19 protein-coding genes are annotated in these 19172 nt (G+C 59.8%); 10 read left to right on the top strand and 9 right to left on the bottom strand.

Annotated features, from left to right (window positions below):
* Positions 1-6 precede the first annotated feature (6 nt).
* The 3 genes from KI237_RS16490 to arsH form a co-directional block, all read right to left on the bottom strand.
* Complete coding sequence (locus KI237_RS16490; protein WP_212796153.1) at positions 7-1773, bottom strand: S8/S53 family peptidase; 1767 nt, start codon at positions 1771-1773, stop codon at positions 7-9.
* 127 nt (positions 1774-1900) lie between these two features.
* On the bottom strand, positions 1901-2194 hold the full coding sequence (locus tag KI237_RS16485) for a hypothetical protein (RefSeq protein WP_212796152.1): 294 nt from the start codon (positions 2192-2194) through the stop codon (positions 1901-1903).
* Positions 2187-2909: an arsenical resistance protein ArsH gene (arsH, locus tag KI237_RS16480; RefSeq protein WP_212796151.1), complete on the bottom strand. Its 723-nt coding sequence runs from the start codon at positions 2907-2909 to the stop codon at positions 2187-2189. Before arsH ends, KI237_RS16485 begins: the two co-directional genes overlap by 8 nt.
* Before the next feature lie 322 nt (positions 2910-3231).
* On the opposite strand from arsH, the gene KI237_RS16475 reads away from it, so the two are divergent.
* Positions 3232-3948, top strand: a complete 717-nt coding sequence (locus KI237_RS16475) for a class I SAM-dependent methyltransferase (protein ID WP_212796150.1) — start codon at positions 3232-3234, stop codon at positions 3946-3948.
* 23 nt (positions 3949-3971) lie between these two features.
* Here KI237_RS16475 and KI237_RS16470 read toward each other — a convergent pair whose 3' ends face one another.
* Positions 3972-4133, bottom strand: a complete 162-nt coding sequence (locus KI237_RS16470) for a DUF2986 domain-containing protein (protein ID WP_212796149.1) — start codon at positions 4131-4133, stop codon at positions 3972-3974.
* Between the two features lie 36 nt (positions 4134-4169).
* Positions 4170-4700, bottom strand: coding sequence for a hypothetical protein (locus tag KI237_RS16465; protein ID WP_249410620.1), 531 nt, complete (start codon positions 4698-4700; stop codon positions 4170-4172).
* 146 nt (positions 4701-4846) lie between these two features.
* On the opposite strand from KI237_RS16465, the gene istA reads away from it, so the two are divergent.
* Together istA and istB are read left to right on the top strand one after the other, a co-directional pair.
* Positions 4847-6361 carry an IS21 family transposase gene (gene istA, locus KI237_RS16460; RefSeq protein ID WP_102617438.1) on the top strand — a complete coding sequence of 505 codons (1515 nt, stop codon included), beginning with the start codon at positions 4847-4849 and terminating at the stop codon, positions 6359-6361.
* A 19-nt stretch (positions 6362-6380) separates the two neighbouring features.
* Positions 6381-7136, top strand: coding sequence for an IS21-like element ISPsy14 family helper ATPase IstB (gene istB, locus KI237_RS16455; protein WP_057711072.1), 756 nt, complete (start codon positions 6381-6383; stop codon positions 7134-7136).
* Here the strand turns inward: istB and KI237_RS16450 are convergent.
* On the bottom strand, positions 7133-7690 hold the full coding sequence (locus KI237_RS16450; RefSeq protein ID WP_249410619.1) for a hypothetical protein: 558 nt from the start codon (positions 7688-7690) through the stop codon (positions 7133-7135). The genes istB and KI237_RS16450 overlap by 4 nt on opposite strands.
* A gap of 318 nt (positions 7691-8008) precedes the next feature.
* Here KI237_RS16450 and KI237_RS16445 point away from each other — a divergent pair, with 318 nt between their 5' ends.
* Complete coding sequence (locus KI237_RS16445) at positions 8009-8560, top strand: cytochrome b (RefSeq protein ID WP_212796148.1); 552 nt, start codon at positions 8009-8011, stop codon at positions 8558-8560.
* Between the two features lie 19 nt (positions 8561-8579).
* Here KI237_RS16445 and KI237_RS16440 read toward each other — a convergent pair whose 3' ends face one another.
* On the bottom strand, positions 8580-9608 hold the full coding sequence (locus tag KI237_RS16440) for an alpha/beta hydrolase (protein ID WP_212796147.1): 1029 nt from the start codon (positions 9606-9608) through the stop codon (positions 8580-8582).
* A 25-nt stretch (positions 9609-9633) separates the two neighbouring features.
* Positions 9634-10089: a cyclophilin-like fold protein gene (locus KI237_RS16435; protein ID WP_212796146.1), complete on the bottom strand. Its 456-nt coding sequence runs from the start codon at positions 10087-10089 to the stop codon at positions 9634-9636.
* Positions 10090-10214: 125 nt separating this feature from the next.
* Between KI237_RS16435 and KI237_RS16430 the strand changes: the two genes are divergently transcribed.
* From KI237_RS16430 to KI237_RS16410, 5 genes are all read left to right on the top strand, one after another.
* Positions 10215-11108: a LysR family transcriptional regulator gene (locus KI237_RS16430; protein ID WP_212796145.1), complete on the top strand. Its 894-nt coding sequence runs from the start codon at positions 10215-10217 to the stop codon at positions 11106-11108.
* 230 nt (positions 11109-11338) lie between these two features.
* The gene (locus KI237_RS16425) at positions 11339-11821 is read left to right on the top strand and encodes a formate dehydrogenase subunit gamma (protein WP_212796144.1); all 483 of its coding nucleotides are present in this window, start codon (positions 11339-11341) and stop codon (positions 11819-11821) included.
* Positions 11815-13374, top strand: coding sequence for a formate dehydrogenase beta subunit (locus KI237_RS16420; protein ID WP_212796143.1), 1560 nt, complete (start codon positions 11815-11817; stop codon positions 13372-13374). The genes KI237_RS16425 and KI237_RS16420 overlap by 7 nt, the downstream gene beginning before the upstream one ends.
* The gene (gene fdhF, locus KI237_RS16415) at positions 13371-16247 is read left to right on the top strand and encodes a formate dehydrogenase subunit alpha (protein ID WP_212796142.1); all 2877 of its coding nucleotides are present in this window, start codon (positions 13371-13373) and stop codon (positions 16245-16247) included. Before KI237_RS16420 ends, fdhF begins: the two co-directional genes overlap by 4 nt.
* Complete coding sequence (locus tag KI237_RS16410) at positions 16244-16465, top strand: formate dehydrogenase subunit delta (protein ID WP_212796141.1); 222 nt, start codon at positions 16244-16246, stop codon at positions 16463-16465. The genes fdhF and KI237_RS16410 overlap by 4 nt, the downstream gene beginning before the upstream one ends.
* Positions 16466-16551: 86 nt before the next feature.
* On the opposite strand, the gene KI237_RS16405 is transcribed toward KI237_RS16410, so the two are convergent.
* A complete protein-coding gene (locus tag KI237_RS16405; protein WP_212796140.1) occupies positions 16552-17073 on the bottom strand; it encodes an AidA/PixA family protein in 522 nt (173 codons plus the stop codon).
* Between the two features lie 401 nt (positions 17074-17474).
* On the opposite strand from KI237_RS16405, the gene KI237_RS16400 reads away from it, so the two are divergent.
* Positions 17475-19145, top strand: a complete 1671-nt coding sequence (locus KI237_RS16400) for a hypothetical protein (protein ID WP_212796139.1) — start codon at positions 17475-17477, stop codon at positions 19143-19145.
* The last annotated feature ends 27 nt before the right edge of the window (positions 19146-19172 follow it).

Below are 19172 nucleotides of genomic sequence, written 5' to 3'. Positions count from 1 at the left end.
TGACTGTCAACGTACGCGGTCGCGGCTTTGCGCGGCCAGGTCCAGGGCCTTTTGCATGTCCAACCGCGCCGAGCGGCCGACGTCTTTGTCGTTGAGTTGATAACGGCGCTCCGACGGCAGGATAGGGGCGGTGAGGTCTTCGGCGTCCATCTGTTCGAAGTCGTGGTTGTCACCGATGGTCATGGCGCTGCGGCGTAACAGCATGCGCAGTTGCTCAGGTTGCAGTTGCGGGTTGATGGACAGCATCGCCGCCAGCAGTCCCGCGACCATGGGCGTGGCGTAGGACGTGCCGCAATGCACTGCGCCTTGCTGGCCGGCGTTGGTCGTCGAGGCATGGGCGCAAGCGGCGGCGGTGATGTCGACGCGCATGTCGATGTTCGAGGAGCTGCGCTTGACCGCATAGGCCGGGTCGTCAACGGCGACGCCGGTATGCTCGCTGCGCTGGTGCCCGCCGACCACCAGCAATTGCTCGGTGATGAAGGAGGAGGGCAGGCGGTATTCATCGCTGCCCGAGAACGAAGCGCCATTGCCGGCGGAGTTCACCACGATCACGTCTGGATGTTCCTTGCGCAGCCAAAGAAAAAACTCTTCCAGCAGTTCTTCGTAGCCGCCCATGGCGATGCCCGAGCGCAGCAGCGAGTCGACGTCATCGCCTTTGACGTCTTTGGCGCCGACGCGGTGGATACCCCAGCTCCAATTCAGCACGCGTACACCGTCCTCCACGAGGTTGACCGAGGCAGCGATGTTGGCGGTGATCCCGGCATCGGAATTACGTTCGACGATGACCTCGAAGCCGCCGCTGGTCTTGTCCAGCCCGCGGAGAAAACCGGTATTGCCGCTGTCGTCCCAGCGCGCGGCGAGGATGCCGGCGACAGTCGTGCCGTGGTTGTCCGGTTTGTCTGCATCGCGGGCGTAGACACAGGTGCGCGGCGGTGAGCAGGCGCCGAGGTCGTCTGCAAAGTCCGTCGTGTCGAAATCCACATCACGCTCGATCAGGCCGATGCGCACCGGTTGCGGTTGGATGGGCGGCTGGCGTCCGGGGATGCGCCGTTGGTAATAATTCACCGCGTCGAGAAAGCGATTCGCGGCCCACTCATCGGAGTCCAGGGCTGGCTTCTTCGGTTCTTCGGGATGGGCTGCGGCTTGCTCGGTTTCTTCGGCCGAGGACTCTTCGATGACCACGGCGTCCACGCTGGTCTCGCTGCCCAGGCGCAGCACCAGGGCGTCGCGCTGCACCAAGTCCTTGGCCGGCAAGCGAAGTTGGTACAGGTTCAGCGGCGCGATGCTGCCGACCACCGTTGCCCCGTACTTGCGGGCCAGGCGCTCGGCCTCCTGGCGGCCGTCATGGTCTTCCTCAATCAGCACGCTGACCAGGTCAACGTAGGTGGTCAGGCCATCCATGTTCTTCGCCACTTCGTCCGCTCTGGCGGCCAGTACGTGACTGTTGCGCAGGCTCAGCCAGGCGGCATTGCTGGCGCGCGGGCCGTCCTGCAGCCACAGCGGGCCGCTCTGGTAGTCGGCGCTGTCCAGGCGCAAGCGCAGGTTTTTCCCTTCGCGCTGGATCGTGTTCGCGGGGATCACCTTTGCGCCCAGTTTCAGTGGCGGCGTTGTTTCGCCCAGTCCGCGAACGGTCAGGCACCAGTCCTGCTGCTGGGTTTCGAGCAGGTCGCCGCAGCGTTTCAGGCTTACCAGGCGCAGCGGTTCCGGCGCGGCGGCTGCCGTGCTGGCAGCCAAAGTGAACAACGTAGCGAGGGCAGCGGATCGTAGGGGCATGAGCCAGGGTTCTTTGCCGGGGTCTTGTTGCTCCGACTGTTGCGTTGCTCGCTTTGTTCAGAAGCTATTGAGGCGAACTTCAACACCTGCTTGCCGCGCGAGCTCGTCCATTCTGTTCAGTCAGCGGTTATATGCGCCCAACGTGAACGCGATATTTGATGTCCCGATCAAAATTGTCTTCCGGGTTTTCGTAAGCTTCAAGCTTTTCCAGGAACCCAGTCCGCTCAAGGATCAGCAGATCCTCAAGGGTCCAATCAAACGGAAAGTCGCTGGAAAAGCTTTCACCTTGGTATTCAATCCAGTGAAAAACCGGGAAGGGCAGGTAACCGAGCCACTCTGATCGATAGGTGATCTCGTCGGACTCGCTGCGCATGACCACGGCGCGGATCTTGTGTTTGATGGTTGCTTGGCGTTCATCCATGGTGTTTCGACCCTGGTTCGGCGCTTTCCTTGCGCTCGGAGTAGCGATCGACCAGATAGGTTTCTCTGCCGCGCACCAGCAAGGTGAACTTCATCAGTTCCTCCATGACATCGACGACCCGGTCGTAATAGGACGATGGCTTCATGCGCCCGGCTTCGTCGAACTCAAGGAAGGCCTTGGGGACGGAGGATTGATTGGGGATCGTGACCATGCGCATCCAGCGACCCAGCACGCGAAGTTGGTTCACCGTGTTGAAGGATTGCGAGCCGCCGCACACCTGCATCACCGCCAATGTCTTGCCTTGCGAAGGACGAACCGCGCCCAGTGCGAGCGGGATCCAGTCGATCTGTGCCTTGAAAACCGCGGACATCGAGCCGTGGCGTTCTGGCGAGCACCAGACCTGGCCCTCCGACCACATCACCAAGTCGCGCAGTTCCTGCACCTTGGGGTGATCGACGGGGGCATCGTCCGGCAGTGGCAGCCCGGACGGGTCGAAGATCGCGGTTTCGGCACCCATGAGTTCCAACAGGCGCGCCGCTTCGCGTGTCAGCAACTGACTGAAAGAGCGCTCGCGGGTCGATCCGTACAGCAAAAGTATGCGTGGTTTATGTTCTGGTTCTGCACTCTTTGCGAGTTTTTCCGCTGTGGGTACGTCGAAGAGTGACAGGTCAAGATTTGGAAAGTCATGCGGGGTTTCGCTGCAGAACTCAGTCATTACACCTCTCCGATCCGGTCTAGAACCTGTTTGGGCCCGGTCTGGATGAGTGGGATTTGGGGGACGTGGTTAAGTAAACCACCGGGCCGACCGCTTTTGGCGCAAATCAGAGACTCAGATGCAGAGCCGAAAGCGGGATCTATATATGGACAATGCATATTCGTATTTCCATATGTTTGTCGCAAGCCGCAATAGGCTGACCACGCAAAATCCTGCCGATGGAAACCGATATTCCTTATGGGAATGCTGCCCATAAAATTAATGAATTTTTCTTATCCAAAAGCGAGGCGTAGCTTGATTGCAGGACACGGAGACCTGCGCTTTGAAATCATCCTCGTTTAATGCAGCGGAAAAATTTGATACTTCACGGGCCAATGAGTACGGCCGGCAGAGCCGCATTGCGCTCGCTGGATACGACGCCTGCCAGGACCTGACGGCGTGCATGCTGGCGGCGACCCTTGGGAACGTGGGCTCGGCGAAAATACTGGTGGTGGGCGCTGGCGGTACGGCGCAAGAGATCGTTGCAATGGCCAAGTTGGAGCCGGGTTGGCGCTTCACTGCCGTCGATCCGTCCGGGCCTATGCTGGAGGCCGCGAAGCAGCAATTAGCCGCAAACAACTTGCTTGAAAGAACCACCCTGCATCTTGGGCATGTTGAGGACCTGGTAGCAAACGGGTCGTACGATGCCGCTACCTTGATCGGTGTACTCCATCATCTCGACGGAGATCAAGCCAAGTCGAAAATATTACGCTCCATCCAGGCCCATCTAAAGCCGGGGGCGCCGCTGATTGTCGCGGCAAACCAATATGCGTATGCCAGTCAGCCGTTACTCCTCGCGGCCTGGGGGCAAAGGTGGCGACAGCATGGTGCAAGCCCGGAAGAAGTGACGGTCAAGCTTGGCAAGATCCTTCAAGGCGCCGACCCTCCACATTCCGAGGCCGCGGTTCAAAAACTGCTGAATGATGCAGGATTTGGCAGTGCCACCCGGTTCTTCAGCAGTCTTTTCTGGAGCGCCTGGTTAACGTGCAAAATGGCCTGAGGATGGAACTTAACCGACGTGGATCAGCTTTCCGGGGAAGTGATGGGGGCGTCGCTGGCTTCGGTTTCCAATTTCAGTCGGTCGGCTTTGCTGATATAGGGCGTCTTGTTTTTCGGTGCCAGTTTGGCACTGGCTTTTTTGGCGTTAGCCTTCAATAACTGGTTTATTTTCTTGCGGCGATTCATGGTGTTCTGCTCAGCAGGTCAATTTTGCGGATGGTATCAGCTTTCTGTTTTCTCAGGATTTTTCCTCATTTTTGCAGAGGGCTTCACTCGGCGCTCGATAATGATCGAGTCATTCGGGATCTCCAACCGGATCGCCGTTTCCTCGGAATGCATTTCAATGAGCGTCGAATTGCCCACGCCCCGGAAAATTACCGTCGCATTTTCAAATTTCTTGTAATTTTCCAGCGGTGAATCCTTGGGGGCTGGCAATAGATTGGCGTAAGGCGGTTTCACCAGAATCGTTGCCCTTTCTATACGTATTTGCGCGAGGCTCATGGCCGCTTGCAGCAAGTCCGAAGTCACGCCCCCATGAGAAGGGGCGTCAGGAGGATGACCCCAACGATCACTGCCCTGGTTCTCTTCAAGGGTTTCATTTCGGCGTGAGGATTCGGGTCCGGATGCTCGAAATCGACGACTTCCGGTGCCGATGGCTGCGCTGCCTGTATTTTCTTGTTCTGCTCCAGATAGGCGGAGTAAACGATGTACTGAAAAATGCGGATTCCACGGGCATCCGGCCACCCATTCCATGAACATCCGGCCACTGATTCCACGATGATCCGGCCACCCATTCCACGGCCATCCGGCCACCCACAAGGCAGGCAGCAACGCAGGATTAATTCACTACCATCGACCTCTTTTATCGAAGCAGAGAGGTCGTCGTGGAGCGGTTATCCATGCGTAAAATTAAGGAAGTGCTACGTCTCAAGTTTGAGGTCGGCCTATCTGCTCGCCAGATCGCTGTCAGCTTGCAGGTGGGTCGCGCAACTATCGGTGAGTACCTCAATCGCTTTGCTGCCAGCGGGCTGACTTGGCCGTGTGCGGCGAGCGAGGCGCAGTTGCAGCAGCGTCTTTTTCCGCCACCACCCGACGTCCCCAGCGATCAACGTCCGATGCCGGACTGGACTCATGTCCACGCAGAGTTGCGCCGCCCCGGCGTAACCCTGGCCCTGCTTTGGCAAGAATATCGACTGGCGCACCCGCAAGGCTTCCAGTACAGCTGGTTCTGCGAGCACTACCGGCTCTGGGCCGCCAAGGTCGACGTGGTCATGCGCCAGGAACATCGCGCCGGCGAAAAGCTGTTCGTCGATTACGCGGGTCAGACCGTGCCGATCATCGACCGGCGAACCGGAGAGATCCGCCAGGCCCAGATATTCGTCGCCGTCCTCGGCGCCTCCAGCTACACCTTCGCCGAGGCGACCTGGTCGCAGAAACTGCCCGACTGGCTGGGCTCGCACGCCCGCTGTTTTGCTTTTTTCGGCGGCACCGCACAGATCCTGGTGCCCGACAATCTGCGCAGTGGCGTGACCAAGGCGCATCGCTACGAGCCGGATATCAACCCCAGTTACCGCGATCTCGCCGAGCATTACGGCGTAGCCGTGCTGCCCGCGCGCTCGCGTAAACCCAGGGACAAAGCCAAGGTTGAAGTCGGCGTACAGGTCGTCGAGCGGTGGATACTGGCGGTGCTGCGCAACCGCCAGTTCTTCTCCTTGGGCGAACTCAACACAGCCATCGCGTTGCTGCTGGATCGCCTCAATCAGAAGCCCTTCAAGAAACTGCCCGGCTCACGCCGCTCGGCCTTCGAGACCATCGACCAACCCGCGCTGCAACCGCTACCAGAACATCCATATGTCTACGCCGAATGGAAAAAGGTGCGAGTCCACATCGACTACCACGTCGAAGTCGACGGCCATTTTTACTCCGTGCCGTACCAACTGGTGAAACACCAACTCGAAGTACGCCTGACCGCGCAGACCGTCGAGTGCTTCCACGCCAACCAGCGCGTGGCCAGCCATCTGCGCTCGCCGCACAAAGGCCGCCACACTACCCACACCGAGCACATGCCCAAAAGTCACCGCGAACACGCCGAGTGGACGCCCCAGCGGCTGATCCGCTGGGCTGAGCAGACGGGCCCGAATACGGCCGGTGTCATCGCCTACATCCTCGAACGCCGAATCCATCCGCAGCATGGCTTCCGCGCCTGCCTGGGCATCCTGCGCTTGAGCAAACAGCACGGCGAAGAGCGGCTGGAAGCCGCTTGCCAACGTGCGCTGGCCCTAGGCGCATGCAGTTACAAGAGCCTCGAATCGATCCTGCGCCAAGGCCTGGAACGGCTACCTCTTGCCCAGCAAAACCTGCCGTTACTGCCCGATGAACATATCAATCTGCGCGGCCCTGGCTACTACCACTGACTGAAAAAGGAGCACGAACATGCTGCCTAACCCGACCCTCGACAAGCTGCAAATCCTACGCCTGCACGGCATGATCAAGGCGCTTGGCGAACAACACGCAACGCCCGACATCAACGATCTCAGCTTCGACGAACGCCTCGGCCTGATGGTCGACCGCGAGCTGACCGAGCGCGAAGACGCCCGCCTGACGACTCGCCTCAAAGCCGCACGACTGCGCCATAACGCCTGCCTGGAAGACATCGATTACCGCAGCCCTCGTGGCCTGGACAAGGCGCTGATCCTGCAACTGGGTAGCGGTCAGTGGCTGCGCGATGGCCTGAACCTGATCATCGGCGGGCCGACGGGCGTAGGCAAAACCTGGCTCGCCTGCGCGCTGGCTCATAAAGCTTGCCGCGACGGTTACAGCGTGCGCTATCTGCGCCTGCCGCGCTTGATGGAAGAACTGGGCCTGGCACACGGCGACGGCCGCTTCGCCAAGCTAATGGCCGGCTACGCCAAGACCGACCTGCTGATCCTGGATGACTGGGGCTTGGCGCCGTTTACCGCTGCTCAGCGGCGCGACATGCTTGAACTGCTGGACGACCGCTACGGCAACCGCTCGACGCTGGTGACTAGCCAGATGCCGGTGGACAAATGGCACGCACTGATCGGCGATCCGACCTTGGGCGATGCGATCCTCGACCGGCTGGTACATAACGCTTATCGGATCGAACTGAAGGGCGAATCGATGCGCAGGCGCGCAACGAAATTGACGGCGACAGAGACTTCAGACTAACAATGCAAACCTGCGTCGCTGCGCTCCGACTGCCCGGCCGGATGAGCGTGGAATAGGTGGCCGGATGTTGGTGGGCTGGGTGGCCGGATGGCGTGGAATGCGCACTGAAAAATGGGCAGGAGGATGAGTTGGATGTGTTCCAAAGGGCTTTTATGGGTCAGGAAATAAATGGTCAGCGCACCACATGTTCCAAAAAACACCGAGAGGAAGGTTATTTTGGGTCGTTTGAATTCCAGTATGGGTTTTTTACCGGTGATTTTTCCATGTAGCCAGACGACGCTTCTAAGCACGGGTATGAAGAACGGCGAAAGTAATATCCCTACAGCCGTGACGGCGACTGAAAAGTAAATACACACCAGCCCGAAGCAAAACGCCGTGACCAGAAATAACAAACTGTCCCCAACGGATACGCCTTGTGGGTAATGACCGTTGCTCAATAAGTAACTGACGATACACGTGCCGCCAATCAGTAATCCGATTTTTGCCGACAGAGAGAGTAGTTTTGTCGCGATCTCGATCTGTTTTTCGAGTCCAGTGGTTGCTTCCCGCATCATGGAATCCTCCTTGATCCTAAGCCGCAGATGGTCGTGTCCCGGACGCATCTATCCGTAGATAGCATAGCGATGCTTTCGTTTTTCGTGGCGTATGAGTGTGCGGAGTGTTGGGGCGAGGCTGACGAATGCTTCCATGAGCCTCTGGAGGTGATGCGGGTTCGCGCTTGGTAACAACGTCTAAGGGTAAAAAAGCGGTTTGAATGGCGGTCTTCAGACTGCCTTAAGACTTTACCCGCAGGTTGGCAGCATCGCTTCCCAGCGACTGGATAGGGGCTGCCGAATGAGTCGGCAGTTCGTCAGACTTTCTCGAGGCGCGTTATGACCCGCGATATTGCCGTAAACCGTTATGGAAAACTGTCAATGACCCTGCACTGGTTGATGCTGGCGCTGTTCGTTGGTGTGTATGCCTGCATTGAGATCAAGGGTTTGTTGCCCCGTGGCAGCACCGTGCGAAGTTTGTTCCTGGGGTTGCACGGGCTCTTTGGGCTGAGCATCTTTGCATTGGTTTGGGTCCGTCTGTTCGGGCGCTTGACACCGCGCCCGCCCGTCACCCCTGCGCCGCCGGCCTGGCAGACGGGTGTGTCCCACTTAATGCATGTGGCCCTGTATGGCCTGATGGTCGTGACGCCCGTGCTGGCCTGGTTGATGCTGGCCGCCGGAGGTAAGCCAGTGCCGTATTTCGGGTTCTTCTTGCCGGCCCCCGTGGCGGTGGATCCCGATTTGGCCAAGCAGCTCAAGTATTGGCACGAATTGCTCGGCAGCGCCGGCTACTGGCTGATCGGCCTGCATGCGGCGGCGGGTCTGTTCCATCATTACTGGGTGGGTGACAACACCCTGGCCCGGATGCTGCCGGGGCGAAATCGCTCTTGACTACTTTCCCGTTACCTTGTCATCTCAGATTGCTCTGGAAGAAGCTCGTCAGCTTGTCGAACGGGATGAGGTCGACCCGATCATAAAGATCGACATGGCCAGCCCCAGGAATGATGACAAGTTCCTTGGGTTGGCCGGCGAGCTTGTAAGCCTGCTCGCTGAACTCTCTGGAGTGCGCATCGGCGCCAGCAATGAATAACATCGGATGAGGCGAAATGGTCTCGATGTCATTGAGCGGGTAGAAATTCATGAACTTGATGTTGCTTGTCAGCGTCGGGTGCGTGGTCAGGTCTTTGGACGAGCTCGATGGCGTGAACTCACCGCGCGGGGTGCGGTAGAAGTCATAGAACTCACGTTGGATAGGATGAGTGTTTTCATCCAGCTGATGCACCGTACCGCTGGTGTAAAGCGTTTCACCGCCCGCGAACTCCACATTACGCTGCTGCGTGGCTTGCGCGATGATAGCCCGGCGTTGTTCCAGCGTCTGGGAATGCTTCAATCCGTTGCGATTGACGCCACCCATGTCATACATGCTCACCGTCGCGATGGCTTTCATGCGTGGGTCAATCTTGGCTGCACTGATCACGAAGCTGCCACTGCCGCAGATACCGATTGCGCCAATGCGCTCTTTATCGACAAACGACTGGGCGCTGAGAAAGTCCACCGCTGCGCTGAAGTCTTCGGCATAGATATCCGGCGACACGGCATTGCGTGGCCGCCCCTCGCTTTCGCCCCAGAATGACAAGTCCAGCGAGAGGGTCACGAAACCTTTCTCCGCCATTTTCGTGGCATACAGGTTGGCGCTCTGCTCTTTTACCGCGCCCATCGGGTGGCCGACGACAATCGCCGGATTTCGGGTCTTGCCATTGAGTTTCTTCGGAATGAACAGATTGCCGGCTACGTTCATTTGATATTGGTTCTTGAAATTGACCTTCTGTACGGTCACGTCGTTGCTGGTATAGAAGTTATCTGCGCCGTTGGACATATCGGCTCCTATTGCTGAGAACGAACTGATAAGAAGGGTTAATAAAGCGATGATCTTTTTCATTGGGAATCCTGTCGATGCGGAGTAATCAGTTTTTCGAAAACGTCACTTGCACACTCCGCCGACCCAGCGCTTGAGCCAGTTTCGCGGTGTCATCCACTTGCCCCAGACGGGTGTAGGCGTAGGTAGAGTTGAAGTCCGTGTAAAAGACGACCAGGGTGTCCGTGCCGTACAGCATCAGGTCGCCATTGCGGATTGTTCCCGGCTTGCTGGCTTCGGCAGGTAGCGCTTGGGGGAGGGTGGCGTACTTTTCGTTGCGGTTGAGATCACTCATGTCCAACGTCAGTGGCAATAACGCGACAAGCGCGCGGGTAGCCGAGTTGTCGGCCAGGGTGATGGCGAAGCGTTGTTCCCCCACAGTCATCCACATGCCAGTGTTCTCCGTTTGCGAAGATGCCGATGCGGCTTCATTCATTGTCGAGTAGCTGCCGAGCACGAGTATCGAAGCCAGCAAACCAAGCAAACCAAGCCAGGTCGCCCTCATTGCAGTTCTGCTTTCATTCCTGTTCATGGGGAGCATGGTGAGCGACGGACAGTCACGCGACTAGCTAATGAATGCTTAACAAGGCTATAAGCAAGGCTAATCAATTGGCCTAGATGCGTTTCACCATGATCAAAAGAAATCTCAATGATCTGCTGTCTTTCGTAACGGTCGCGCGCGAAGGCAGTTTCACGCGCGCTGCCGGGGCATTGGGTGTCACACAGTCGGCGCTGAGCCAGGCAATCAATGGCCTGGAAGCACGCTTGCAGATCCGGTTACTGACGCGGACCACTCGCAGCGTTTCGCCGACCCTCGCTGGCGAGCGGCTGCTGCAAGCGATAGGCAATCGCTTCGATGAAATAGAAGCGGAGCTGGAAATGCTGACGGAGATGCGCGACAAGCCCGCAGGCACCGTACGCATCACCTGCGGCGATCATGTTTTGCGCACGACCTTGCTACCCAAACTGACTGGGCTGCTGCACGACTACCCGGATATCAATGTCGAGTTTGACGTGTGTTACGGATTCCGAGACATCGTGGCGGATCGGTTTGATGCCGGCGTGCGCCTGGGCGATACCATCGACAAAGACATGGTTGCGGTGCCGATCGGCCCGGCGTTGCGGATGGCGGCCGTAGCTTCGCCAGCGTATTTCGCCGCTTGCGCCGTTCCCGGGCACCCACGCGACTTGATGGACCATCGTTGTATCAACCAGCGCATGCAGACGTCAGGTGGGCTCTATGTCTGGGATTTCGAGCGGCGAGGCAAGCAGGTGAACGTGCGAGTAGACGGCCAGCTGATTTTCAACACGTCGACTCATATCGTGCAGGCGGCAGTGGCCGGGCTGGGCGTTGCGTACCTGCCAGAAGAAGAGTTTGAACCGCATCTGCAAGAAGGCCGACTGGTGCGCGTGCTGGAAGATTGGTGCCCGCCGTTTTCAGGCTACTATTTGTACTATCCCAGCCGGCGACAGCCTTCGCCTGCGTTTACATTGGTTGCCAATGCATTGCGCAAAACCATCTAAGAAAGTAGTCGCTTTCAGGACACGTTTCGTCGTCCATGTGCAATCGCCAACCTCCGGGAGTGGCAAGCTGTGAGGATGCCTCGGACCAGGTGCGCCAAAGACACCTGGCCGGAGAGCGAGAATGGCGATCGGATGTGCCACGCTACCGTGACGTGGACCGCACGCCTTAGCCAAGACTCCGGACGGCTGCCGCTATGCGGCGGTGGCGTTCGAGATGCCGAGGTACGTTTATGCCCGATGAGACGCTTCACCTGCCGTTGATCCACAGCGTGCTTGCGCGCGAAAAGGACACCCCCGGTGCCTTGCTGCCTATCCTCCATGCCATCCAGGCAGGCTGCGGGTATGTCCCCGACAGCGCCGTCCCGGAGATCGCCCACGCCCTCAACCTCAGCCAGGCTGAAGTGCGCGGGGTCATCAGCTTCTACCATGATTTCCGTACCTCACCCCCCGCGCGCCATACCCTGCGCCTGTGCCGGGCCGAGTCCTGCAAGAGCATGGGCGCCGAGACCCTGGCTGCGCAGTTGCGCGAGCAACTGGCGCTGGACGATCACGGCACCAGCGCCGATGGGAGCATCAGCCTGCGACCCGTCTATTGCCTGGGCGCTTGCGTCTGCTCGCCGGCCCTGGAGCTGGACGGGGAGTTGCATGCCCGGATCACGCCCGAGCGTCTGCGTCAGTTGGTCAATGACTGTATGGAGGAGGGCGCATGCTGACGCTCTGTATCCCCCGCGACTCAGTGGCCCGTGCCGTGGGTGCGGACAAGGTGGCCGAGGCGTTGGCCGGTGAGGCTGAGCGCCGGCAGCTGCCGCTGCAGGTGTTGCGCACCAGTTCCCGTGGCCTCTATTGGCTGGAACCGCTGGTGGAGCTTGAAAGCGCTGGCGTCCGGCTGGGTTTCGGCCCTGTCACACCGGCCGATGTACCGGGCCTGCTGGATGCGTTGGCAGGCGATCCCGGTAGCCACCCGCTGGCCTTGGGGCCGGTGGAAGACATTCCCTATCTCAAGAGCCAGCAGCGCCTGCTGTTCGCGCGCGCCGGCATCACGCAACCGCTGTCCCTGGATGACTACCGTGCCCAGGGCGGCTTCCAGGGCCTGGCCCGGTCCATCCAGATGGATGGCGCGGACGTGGTTGCCAGCGTGCTGGATTCCGGCCTGCGTGGTCGGGGCGGTGCGGCGTTCCCGGCAGGCATCAAGTGGCGCACCGTGCGCGATGCCGTGGGGGCGCAGAAGTATGTGGTGTGTAACGCCGATGAGGGCGACTCCGGGACCTTCGCCGACCGCATGCTGATGGAGGGCGACCCTTTCCTGCTGATCGAAGGCATGATCATCGCCGGCATCGCCGTCGGCGCGACGATGGGCTACATCTACGTGCGTTCGGAATACCCGGCGGCCATCAGTACGCTGAACGAAGCGCTGCGTGTCGCTCGTGACGCCGGTTACCTGGGGGCGAATGTAAGCGGTAGCGGCAGCGCCTTCGACATTGAGGTTCGTGTGGGGGCCGGCGCCTACATCTGTGGCGAAGAAACCGCACTGCTGGAATCCCTCGAAGGCAAGCGCGGCACGGTTCGCGCCAAACCGCCGCTGCCGGCGATCCAAGGCCTGTTCGGGCTGCCGACGCTGGTGCACAACGTGGTGACCCTGGCCTCGGTGCCGATCATCCTGGAGAAGGGCGCGCAGTTCTATCGCGACTTCGGCATGGGGCGTTCCCTGGGCACGATGCCATTCCAACTGGCCGGTAACGTCCGTCACGGTGGCCTGGTGGAGCGCGCCTTTGGCCTGAGCCTGCGGGAACTGGTGGAAGGTTATGGCGGCGGTACTGCCAGCGGTCGGACCCTGAAGGCCGCGCAAGTGGGCGGGCCGTTGGGCGCCTGGGTGCCGCCTTCGCAATTCGATACGCCGCTGGACTACGAAGCGTTCGCCGCCATGGGCGCGATGCTTGGTCACGGTGGCGTGGTGGTCGCCGACGACAGCCTGGACATGGCCCAGATGGCCCGGTTCGCCTTGCAGTTCTGCGCCGAGGAGTCCTGTGGCAAGTGCACGCCGTGCCGGATCGGTTCTACCCGAGGGGTGGAAGTGGTGGACCGCTTGATTGCCAGCACCGAAGCCGGCGCCCGCCAGGAACAGGCCCTGCTGTTACAGGATCTGTGCGACACCCTGCAATACGGTTCGCTCTGTGCCCTCGGTGGGATGACGTCCTACCCTGTCGCCAGCGCCCTCAAGCATTTCCCCGCCGACTTCGGTCTGGCGACCACGGAGGCCGACCAATGATCAACATCTTCGACCCCAGCAGCGACATCGACCTGGGCACCCCGGCGCGCGAAAGCGACGTGCAGGTCAGCCTGACCATCGACGGGCGCGAAATCAGCGTCGCCTCCGGCACCTCGGTCATGCGTGCCGCGGCCTTGCTCGGCACCACCATTCCCAAGCTCTGCGCCACCGACAGCCTGGAAGCCTTCGGCTCCTGCCGCATGTGCCTGGTGGAGATCGACGGCATGCGCGGTTATCCCGCGTCCTGCACCACGCCGGTCACCGAAGGCATGGTGGTTCGCACGCAAACCTCCAAGCTCGCCACGCTGCGGCGCAACGTGATGGAGCTGTACATTTCCGACCACCCGCTGGACTGCCTGACATGCCCGGCCAATGGCAACTGCGAATTGCAGACCGTGGCGGGACAGGTGGGCCTGCGCGAAGTGCGTTACGGCTATGAAGGCGCCAACCACCTGGCCGAGGCCAAGGACGTTTCCAACCCGTATTTCGACTACGACCCGAGCAAGTGCATCGTCTGCAACCGCTGCGTGCGTGCCTGCGAGGAAATCCAGGGCACCTTCGCCCTGACGATCACCGGGCGCGGCTTCGATTCCCGGGTGGAGGCGGCTGGCGGCGACAATTTCCTCGATTCCGAATGCGTCTCCTGCGGCGCCTGCGTGCAGGCGTGCCCGACGGCGACCCTGATCGACAAGAGTGTCGTGGAGATCGGCCAGCCGGAGCGCAGCGTCATTACCACTTGCGCCTACTGCGGCGTGGGTTGCTCGTTCCGCGCCGAGATGAAAGGCGAACAACTGGTGCGCATGGTCCCGGACAAGAACGGCCAGGCCAACCACGGCCACTCCTGCGTCAAGGGCCGTTTCGCCTGGGGCTACGCCACGCACCCGGACCGCATCACCAAACCGATGATCCGCAAGCACATCAACGACCCGTGGCAGGAAGTCAGTTGGGATGAGGCGGTCACTTACGCCGCCAGCGAATTGCGCCGGATCCAGCTCAAGTACGGGCGCGACTCCATCGGCGGCATCACCTCCAGCCGCTGCACCAACGAAGAAACCTACCTGGTGCAGAAGCTGGTGCGCACGGCGTTCGGCAACAACAACGTCGACACCTGTGCCCGCGTTTGCCATTCGCCTACCGGTTACGGCCTCAAGCAGACGTTGGGCGAGTCCGCCGGCACCCAGAATTTCGACTCGGTGATGAAAGCCGACGTCATCCTGGTGATGGGCGCCAACCCCACGGACGCGCACCCGGTGTTCGGCTCCCAGCTCAAGCGCCGCCTGCGCCAGGGCGCACGGCTGATCGTTATCGACCCACGGCGCATCGACCTGGTGGATTCGCCCCACGCCCGTGCCGAGCTGCACTTGCAATTGCGTCCGGGCACCAACGTGGCAATGCTCAATGCCTTGGGCCACGTGATTGCCACCGAAGGCTTGATTGACCAGCCTTTTGTCGAGGCACGCTGCGAGGCGACGGACTTCGCTCGCTGGCGCGATTTCGTCAGCCTGCCGGAAAACGCCCCCGAGGTCCTGGGCCCAGTGTGTGGCGTGCCTGCCGAGCAGATCCGCGCCGCCGCACGGCTCTACGCCACCGGCGGCAACGCGGCCATCTACTACGGCCTCGGCGTCACCGAGCACAGCCAAGGCAGCACCTCGGTCATGGGCATCGCCAACCTGGCCATGGCCACCGGCAACATCGGTCGCGAAGGGGTCGGGGTGAACCCGCTGCGTGGACAGAACAACGTCCAGGGCTCCTGCGACATGGGCTCGTTCCCCCACGAGCTGCCTGGCTATCGGCACATTTCCAACGAGGCGGTACGCGCCGAGTTCGAGCAGGCGTGGAACGTCACCCTGCAACCCGACCCAGGCCTGCGTATCCCGAACATGTTCGAGGCGGCCCTGGACGGCACCTTCAAGGCGCTTTATTGCCAAGGCGAAGACATCGCCCAGAGCGACCCCAACACCCAGCATGTGACGGCCGCGTTGTCCGCCTTGGAATGCGTGATCGTCCAGGACATCTTCCTCAACGAGACGGCCAAGTTCGCCCACGTGTTCCTGCCGGGCAGCTCGTTCCTTGAGAAGGACGGCACCTTCACCAACGCCGAACGTCGCATCTCCCGCGTTCGCAAGGTGATGGACCCGTTGGCCGGCAAGGCCGACTGGGAAGCCACCATCGCCCTGGCCGACGCCCTGGGCTACAAGATGCACTACAACCATCCCTCGGAAATCATGGATGAAATCGCCCGCCTGACGCCGACCTTCACCCGCGTCAGCTACGCCGAACTGGATCGTCACGGCAGCCTGCAATGGCCTTGCAACGACGCTGCGCCGGACGGCACGCCGACCATGCACATCGACCAGTTTGTGCGGGGCAAGGGACGTTTCATGCTGACCGGCTACGTGCCTACCGAGGAGAAGGTCAACAGCCGCTATCCACTGCTGCTGACCACCGGACGCATCCTCAGCCAATACAACGTTGGCGCCCAGACCCGACGCACCGAAAACGTGGCCTGGCACGAGGAGGACCGGTTGGAGATTCACCCAACCGACGCCGAGAACCGTGGGATCGTCGACGAAGACTGGGTGGGTATCGGCAGTCGTGCCGGGCAGACCGTACTGCGGGCGAAGGTGACCGAGCGGGTGGCACCGGGCGTGGTCTACACCACGTTCCACTTCCCTGAATCGGGCGCCAACGTGATCACCACCGACAACTCCGACTGGGCCACCAACTGCCCGGAATATAAGGTCACGGCGGTCGAAATCGTGCGGGTCAGCCAGCCTTCGGAATGGCAGAAGCGGTATCAGGCCTTCAGTGATGAGCAAAGCCGCTTGCTGAAGGAACGTCGCCATGCCGAAAAAGCCGAGGTGCGTCGATGAGTGCTGAGAGTCTGATCAAGATGGCCAACCAGATTGGCCAGTACTTTGCCAGCGAGCCGGATAACGCGGTGGCGGTGCGTGGTGTATACCAGCACATCAAGAGCTTCTGGACGCCAGTCATGTGCCGTGATTTGGCGGCCTGGCAAACCAAACACCCTGATGCTGTCCTGCACCCGTTGGTGTTGGCGGCGTTAACGGAGTTGAAAGAAACGGCTTAGCGGATCTCCTGCCACACCTGCACACAGCCCCGGCCGGCCCCCTCGTCAACGACGAAGGGAACTGGCCGGGGCTGTGTGCATTTCAGTTATTGGTTATTGACGGTGATGTAGGGGTCCCAAGTGTAGTTCGGGCCTATCTGGTTCAGGTCACGGTCCAGCAGAACGAAGGTGATGGTGTACCAGAGTTTTCCCGGATTCTCAGCAGTCGATTGCCACATGGTGTAGATCACATCGGTTTTGGCAATACCACCGGAAGCAGCCTTGTTCAGATAAGGCACCACACCGGGGATGTTGAAAGAGTTCGGCTTCGACATGGTGCCCTTGTAGTCACCGCCCTGGTGAGGGTCGCCGCTCTCGACATCCTTGATCAAGGCGATGCGATCGAAGTTGCGCGACAGTGTGGTGGCGCGCCAGCGGATGTTGTCGCCGGGCTTGACGTCGAACCACAACTCGTTGCCGCCTTCGCCGGTGTTGCCGCTGGCATGGCTGTCGACGGCATCGCGGGTCACCAGCATGGAAATCGCACCGCCTACGTCGTTGGGGTGGGCGAGCAGGTAGTCGGCGTCAACGTTGACGAGCACATCAATGGTTTGGGTCGCTCCAGACATTTTGTTGCTCCTTGAGGGTAATGGCATTGACGACCGCCCTTGCAAAGGGTGTCCGGGCCACCCGGTCCCTGGGTGCGGTCTCGGGAGGAACGATAGGTGATGGCGTTGTGGTGTCAAATTTCGAACTCTTGACACCGGCCAAGCGCAACGAGACGGGGCTGAAGTATGACGTTGATTAGACTCTGGACTTGGCAATCACTTAGCGGGCGACGGGTGTTTTTCCGGCAGTATGAGTAGGTGAAGGCGCACAGCAAGCGTCATCAATTGGCCTGTGTATCCATGTCAAACCTCTCACCTCACCTGCACAATTACTGGCGTCGAGTTATCTGCGTTGCGCTTATTGGATGGCTGTCCTACGCTCCGGGATAAGGCATTGTGCCAGCAACGACTAGGGGAAAGGGATGTTCACCGAAAACGCACCGGTTCAGGTGGCAAAGGCGTTGTGCTCAGCCTTGAGCGCTCGATTGGCATTGGCATGCACACTTTCACTCTTCATCACGGGCTGCGCTGTTCCAACAGGGACGGCGCATCTTTTTAAGGTTCAACCTGCTCGTCCCTCGACGGTCGTCGATAAGCAGTTTGAGGCGGCGGCGGCACTCAAGCTCAAGTGGCAAAAAGCCCAAGAGGCCCAGGCAGCCCTTGTGAAAAAAGGGGCGGCCCCCACCGAACTCGCAACTGCCGATACTCAAACGCAGCAAGCAAGAAAAGAATTCCAGGACGCCATCCGCGACTTGAAAGCCGAGCGCTTGCGCATAGATGGTGACATTTTCAGCGCCGACAAAGCTGGCGCCATCCGTAAACCTGACAGCAACGGCAACGGTGGTGATGTGTTCGCTATCTATTTGACGGATGCTTACTTTAAGTACCTCAAGGATTTCGGTGGGGTGAACGAGGTCGTGATCGTTGCCGAGTTCACCGAAGTGGGTGGCGAGAATAAAAGCGAAACTGTGACCAAAGTACTTGGGCCTTATCTCGGGATCGCCGATAGCGCCAAGCCGAACCTGCTGAATAAATTGTTGTACGGCCCCAAAAAGCTTGAGTCCGATCACTTGTCGATGAAACTGACCGTTCTTGAGTACGACCAGGGCGAGAACGAAGACTCCGCTGCATTTCTCGATTTTATCGGCTCGGCCAGCAAGACATTGTCCCTGGCCAATCCGATAACAGCCGCTGAGCAAGTATTTGCCAAAGAAGTTGCCAAGAGTCTGCTGGCCCTCAACAAAGATGACGTTGTGTTGCAGATCGACGTGGATATGGTAGCGGGTCCCGACGATGAGGCAATTGAAGATAACGGTTCGGTCCTGGCGCTCAGGCCCGGCAATTATGTGCTGATCAACCAGGAGCGCTGCGCCCCCACCAATTGCTATTTCTATTTGACGAACCGGGGCAATAAAGAGAACCCGCTGGCCTGGCTGGGCGACACGTTGATGCTGGTGCCTACCGCCATGCGCCGCGGTTGGACTGACACGCCAGACGGTACGTCGTTGGAAGACATCCAGGCTGGCGAGATCGAGTACGCCAATCACGGTCTGCAACAGCGCGGCAAGAACGAGACGTTCTTGGACAAGACCTGGGTGTCGTTTGCGGTCCGCAAGGGGGGCGATGACGTGCTCTGGGGGCGGCGGCGTGCATTGATTGAGGCAGAGAAATCCGTCCAATACATCAACAGGCAAGAGACGAGTGTGCTGTTGAAGAACGCCGACTATGAGCGTGCCAGGACGGCCCTGGATGCTGCTCAGCAGGCCGAGCAAGAGAGCCGCAGCGGGATAACCTTCGTTTCACCCTTGGATGCCAAGGGACGATTCGTGCCTTCAGTCAAGAGCGACTCGTTTTGCCTTACGCACGCCAAGCGGGTCAGCAATCCCATATATTCGTTCTATCAATTGAACAAAGATGCTGCCCCCACGCCGATCAATAGCGTGGTTATTGTTCCCGGCAAGTCCACATCCAGCGTGTCGTGCTTCAGCTATACGGCAAACACTTTGGCTGCTGGTAAGTATCAATTGGTCGTAACCACGCCTGGGGAAAAGATCCCAGTGACCCAGAGTGCAGGCTTTGAGATGTTGCCATAAGTTGAAAAGAACAATCCTGCCCGAGAA

The sequence above is a fragment of the Pseudomonas sp. St316 genome, from assembly GCF_018325905.1.
Lineage (GTDB): Bacteria > Pseudomonadota > Gammaproteobacteria > Pseudomonadales > Pseudomonadaceae > Aquipseudomonas.
Note: the sequence above shows the minus strand (reverse complement) of the source record. Positions and strands in the feature narration are given on the sequence as shown.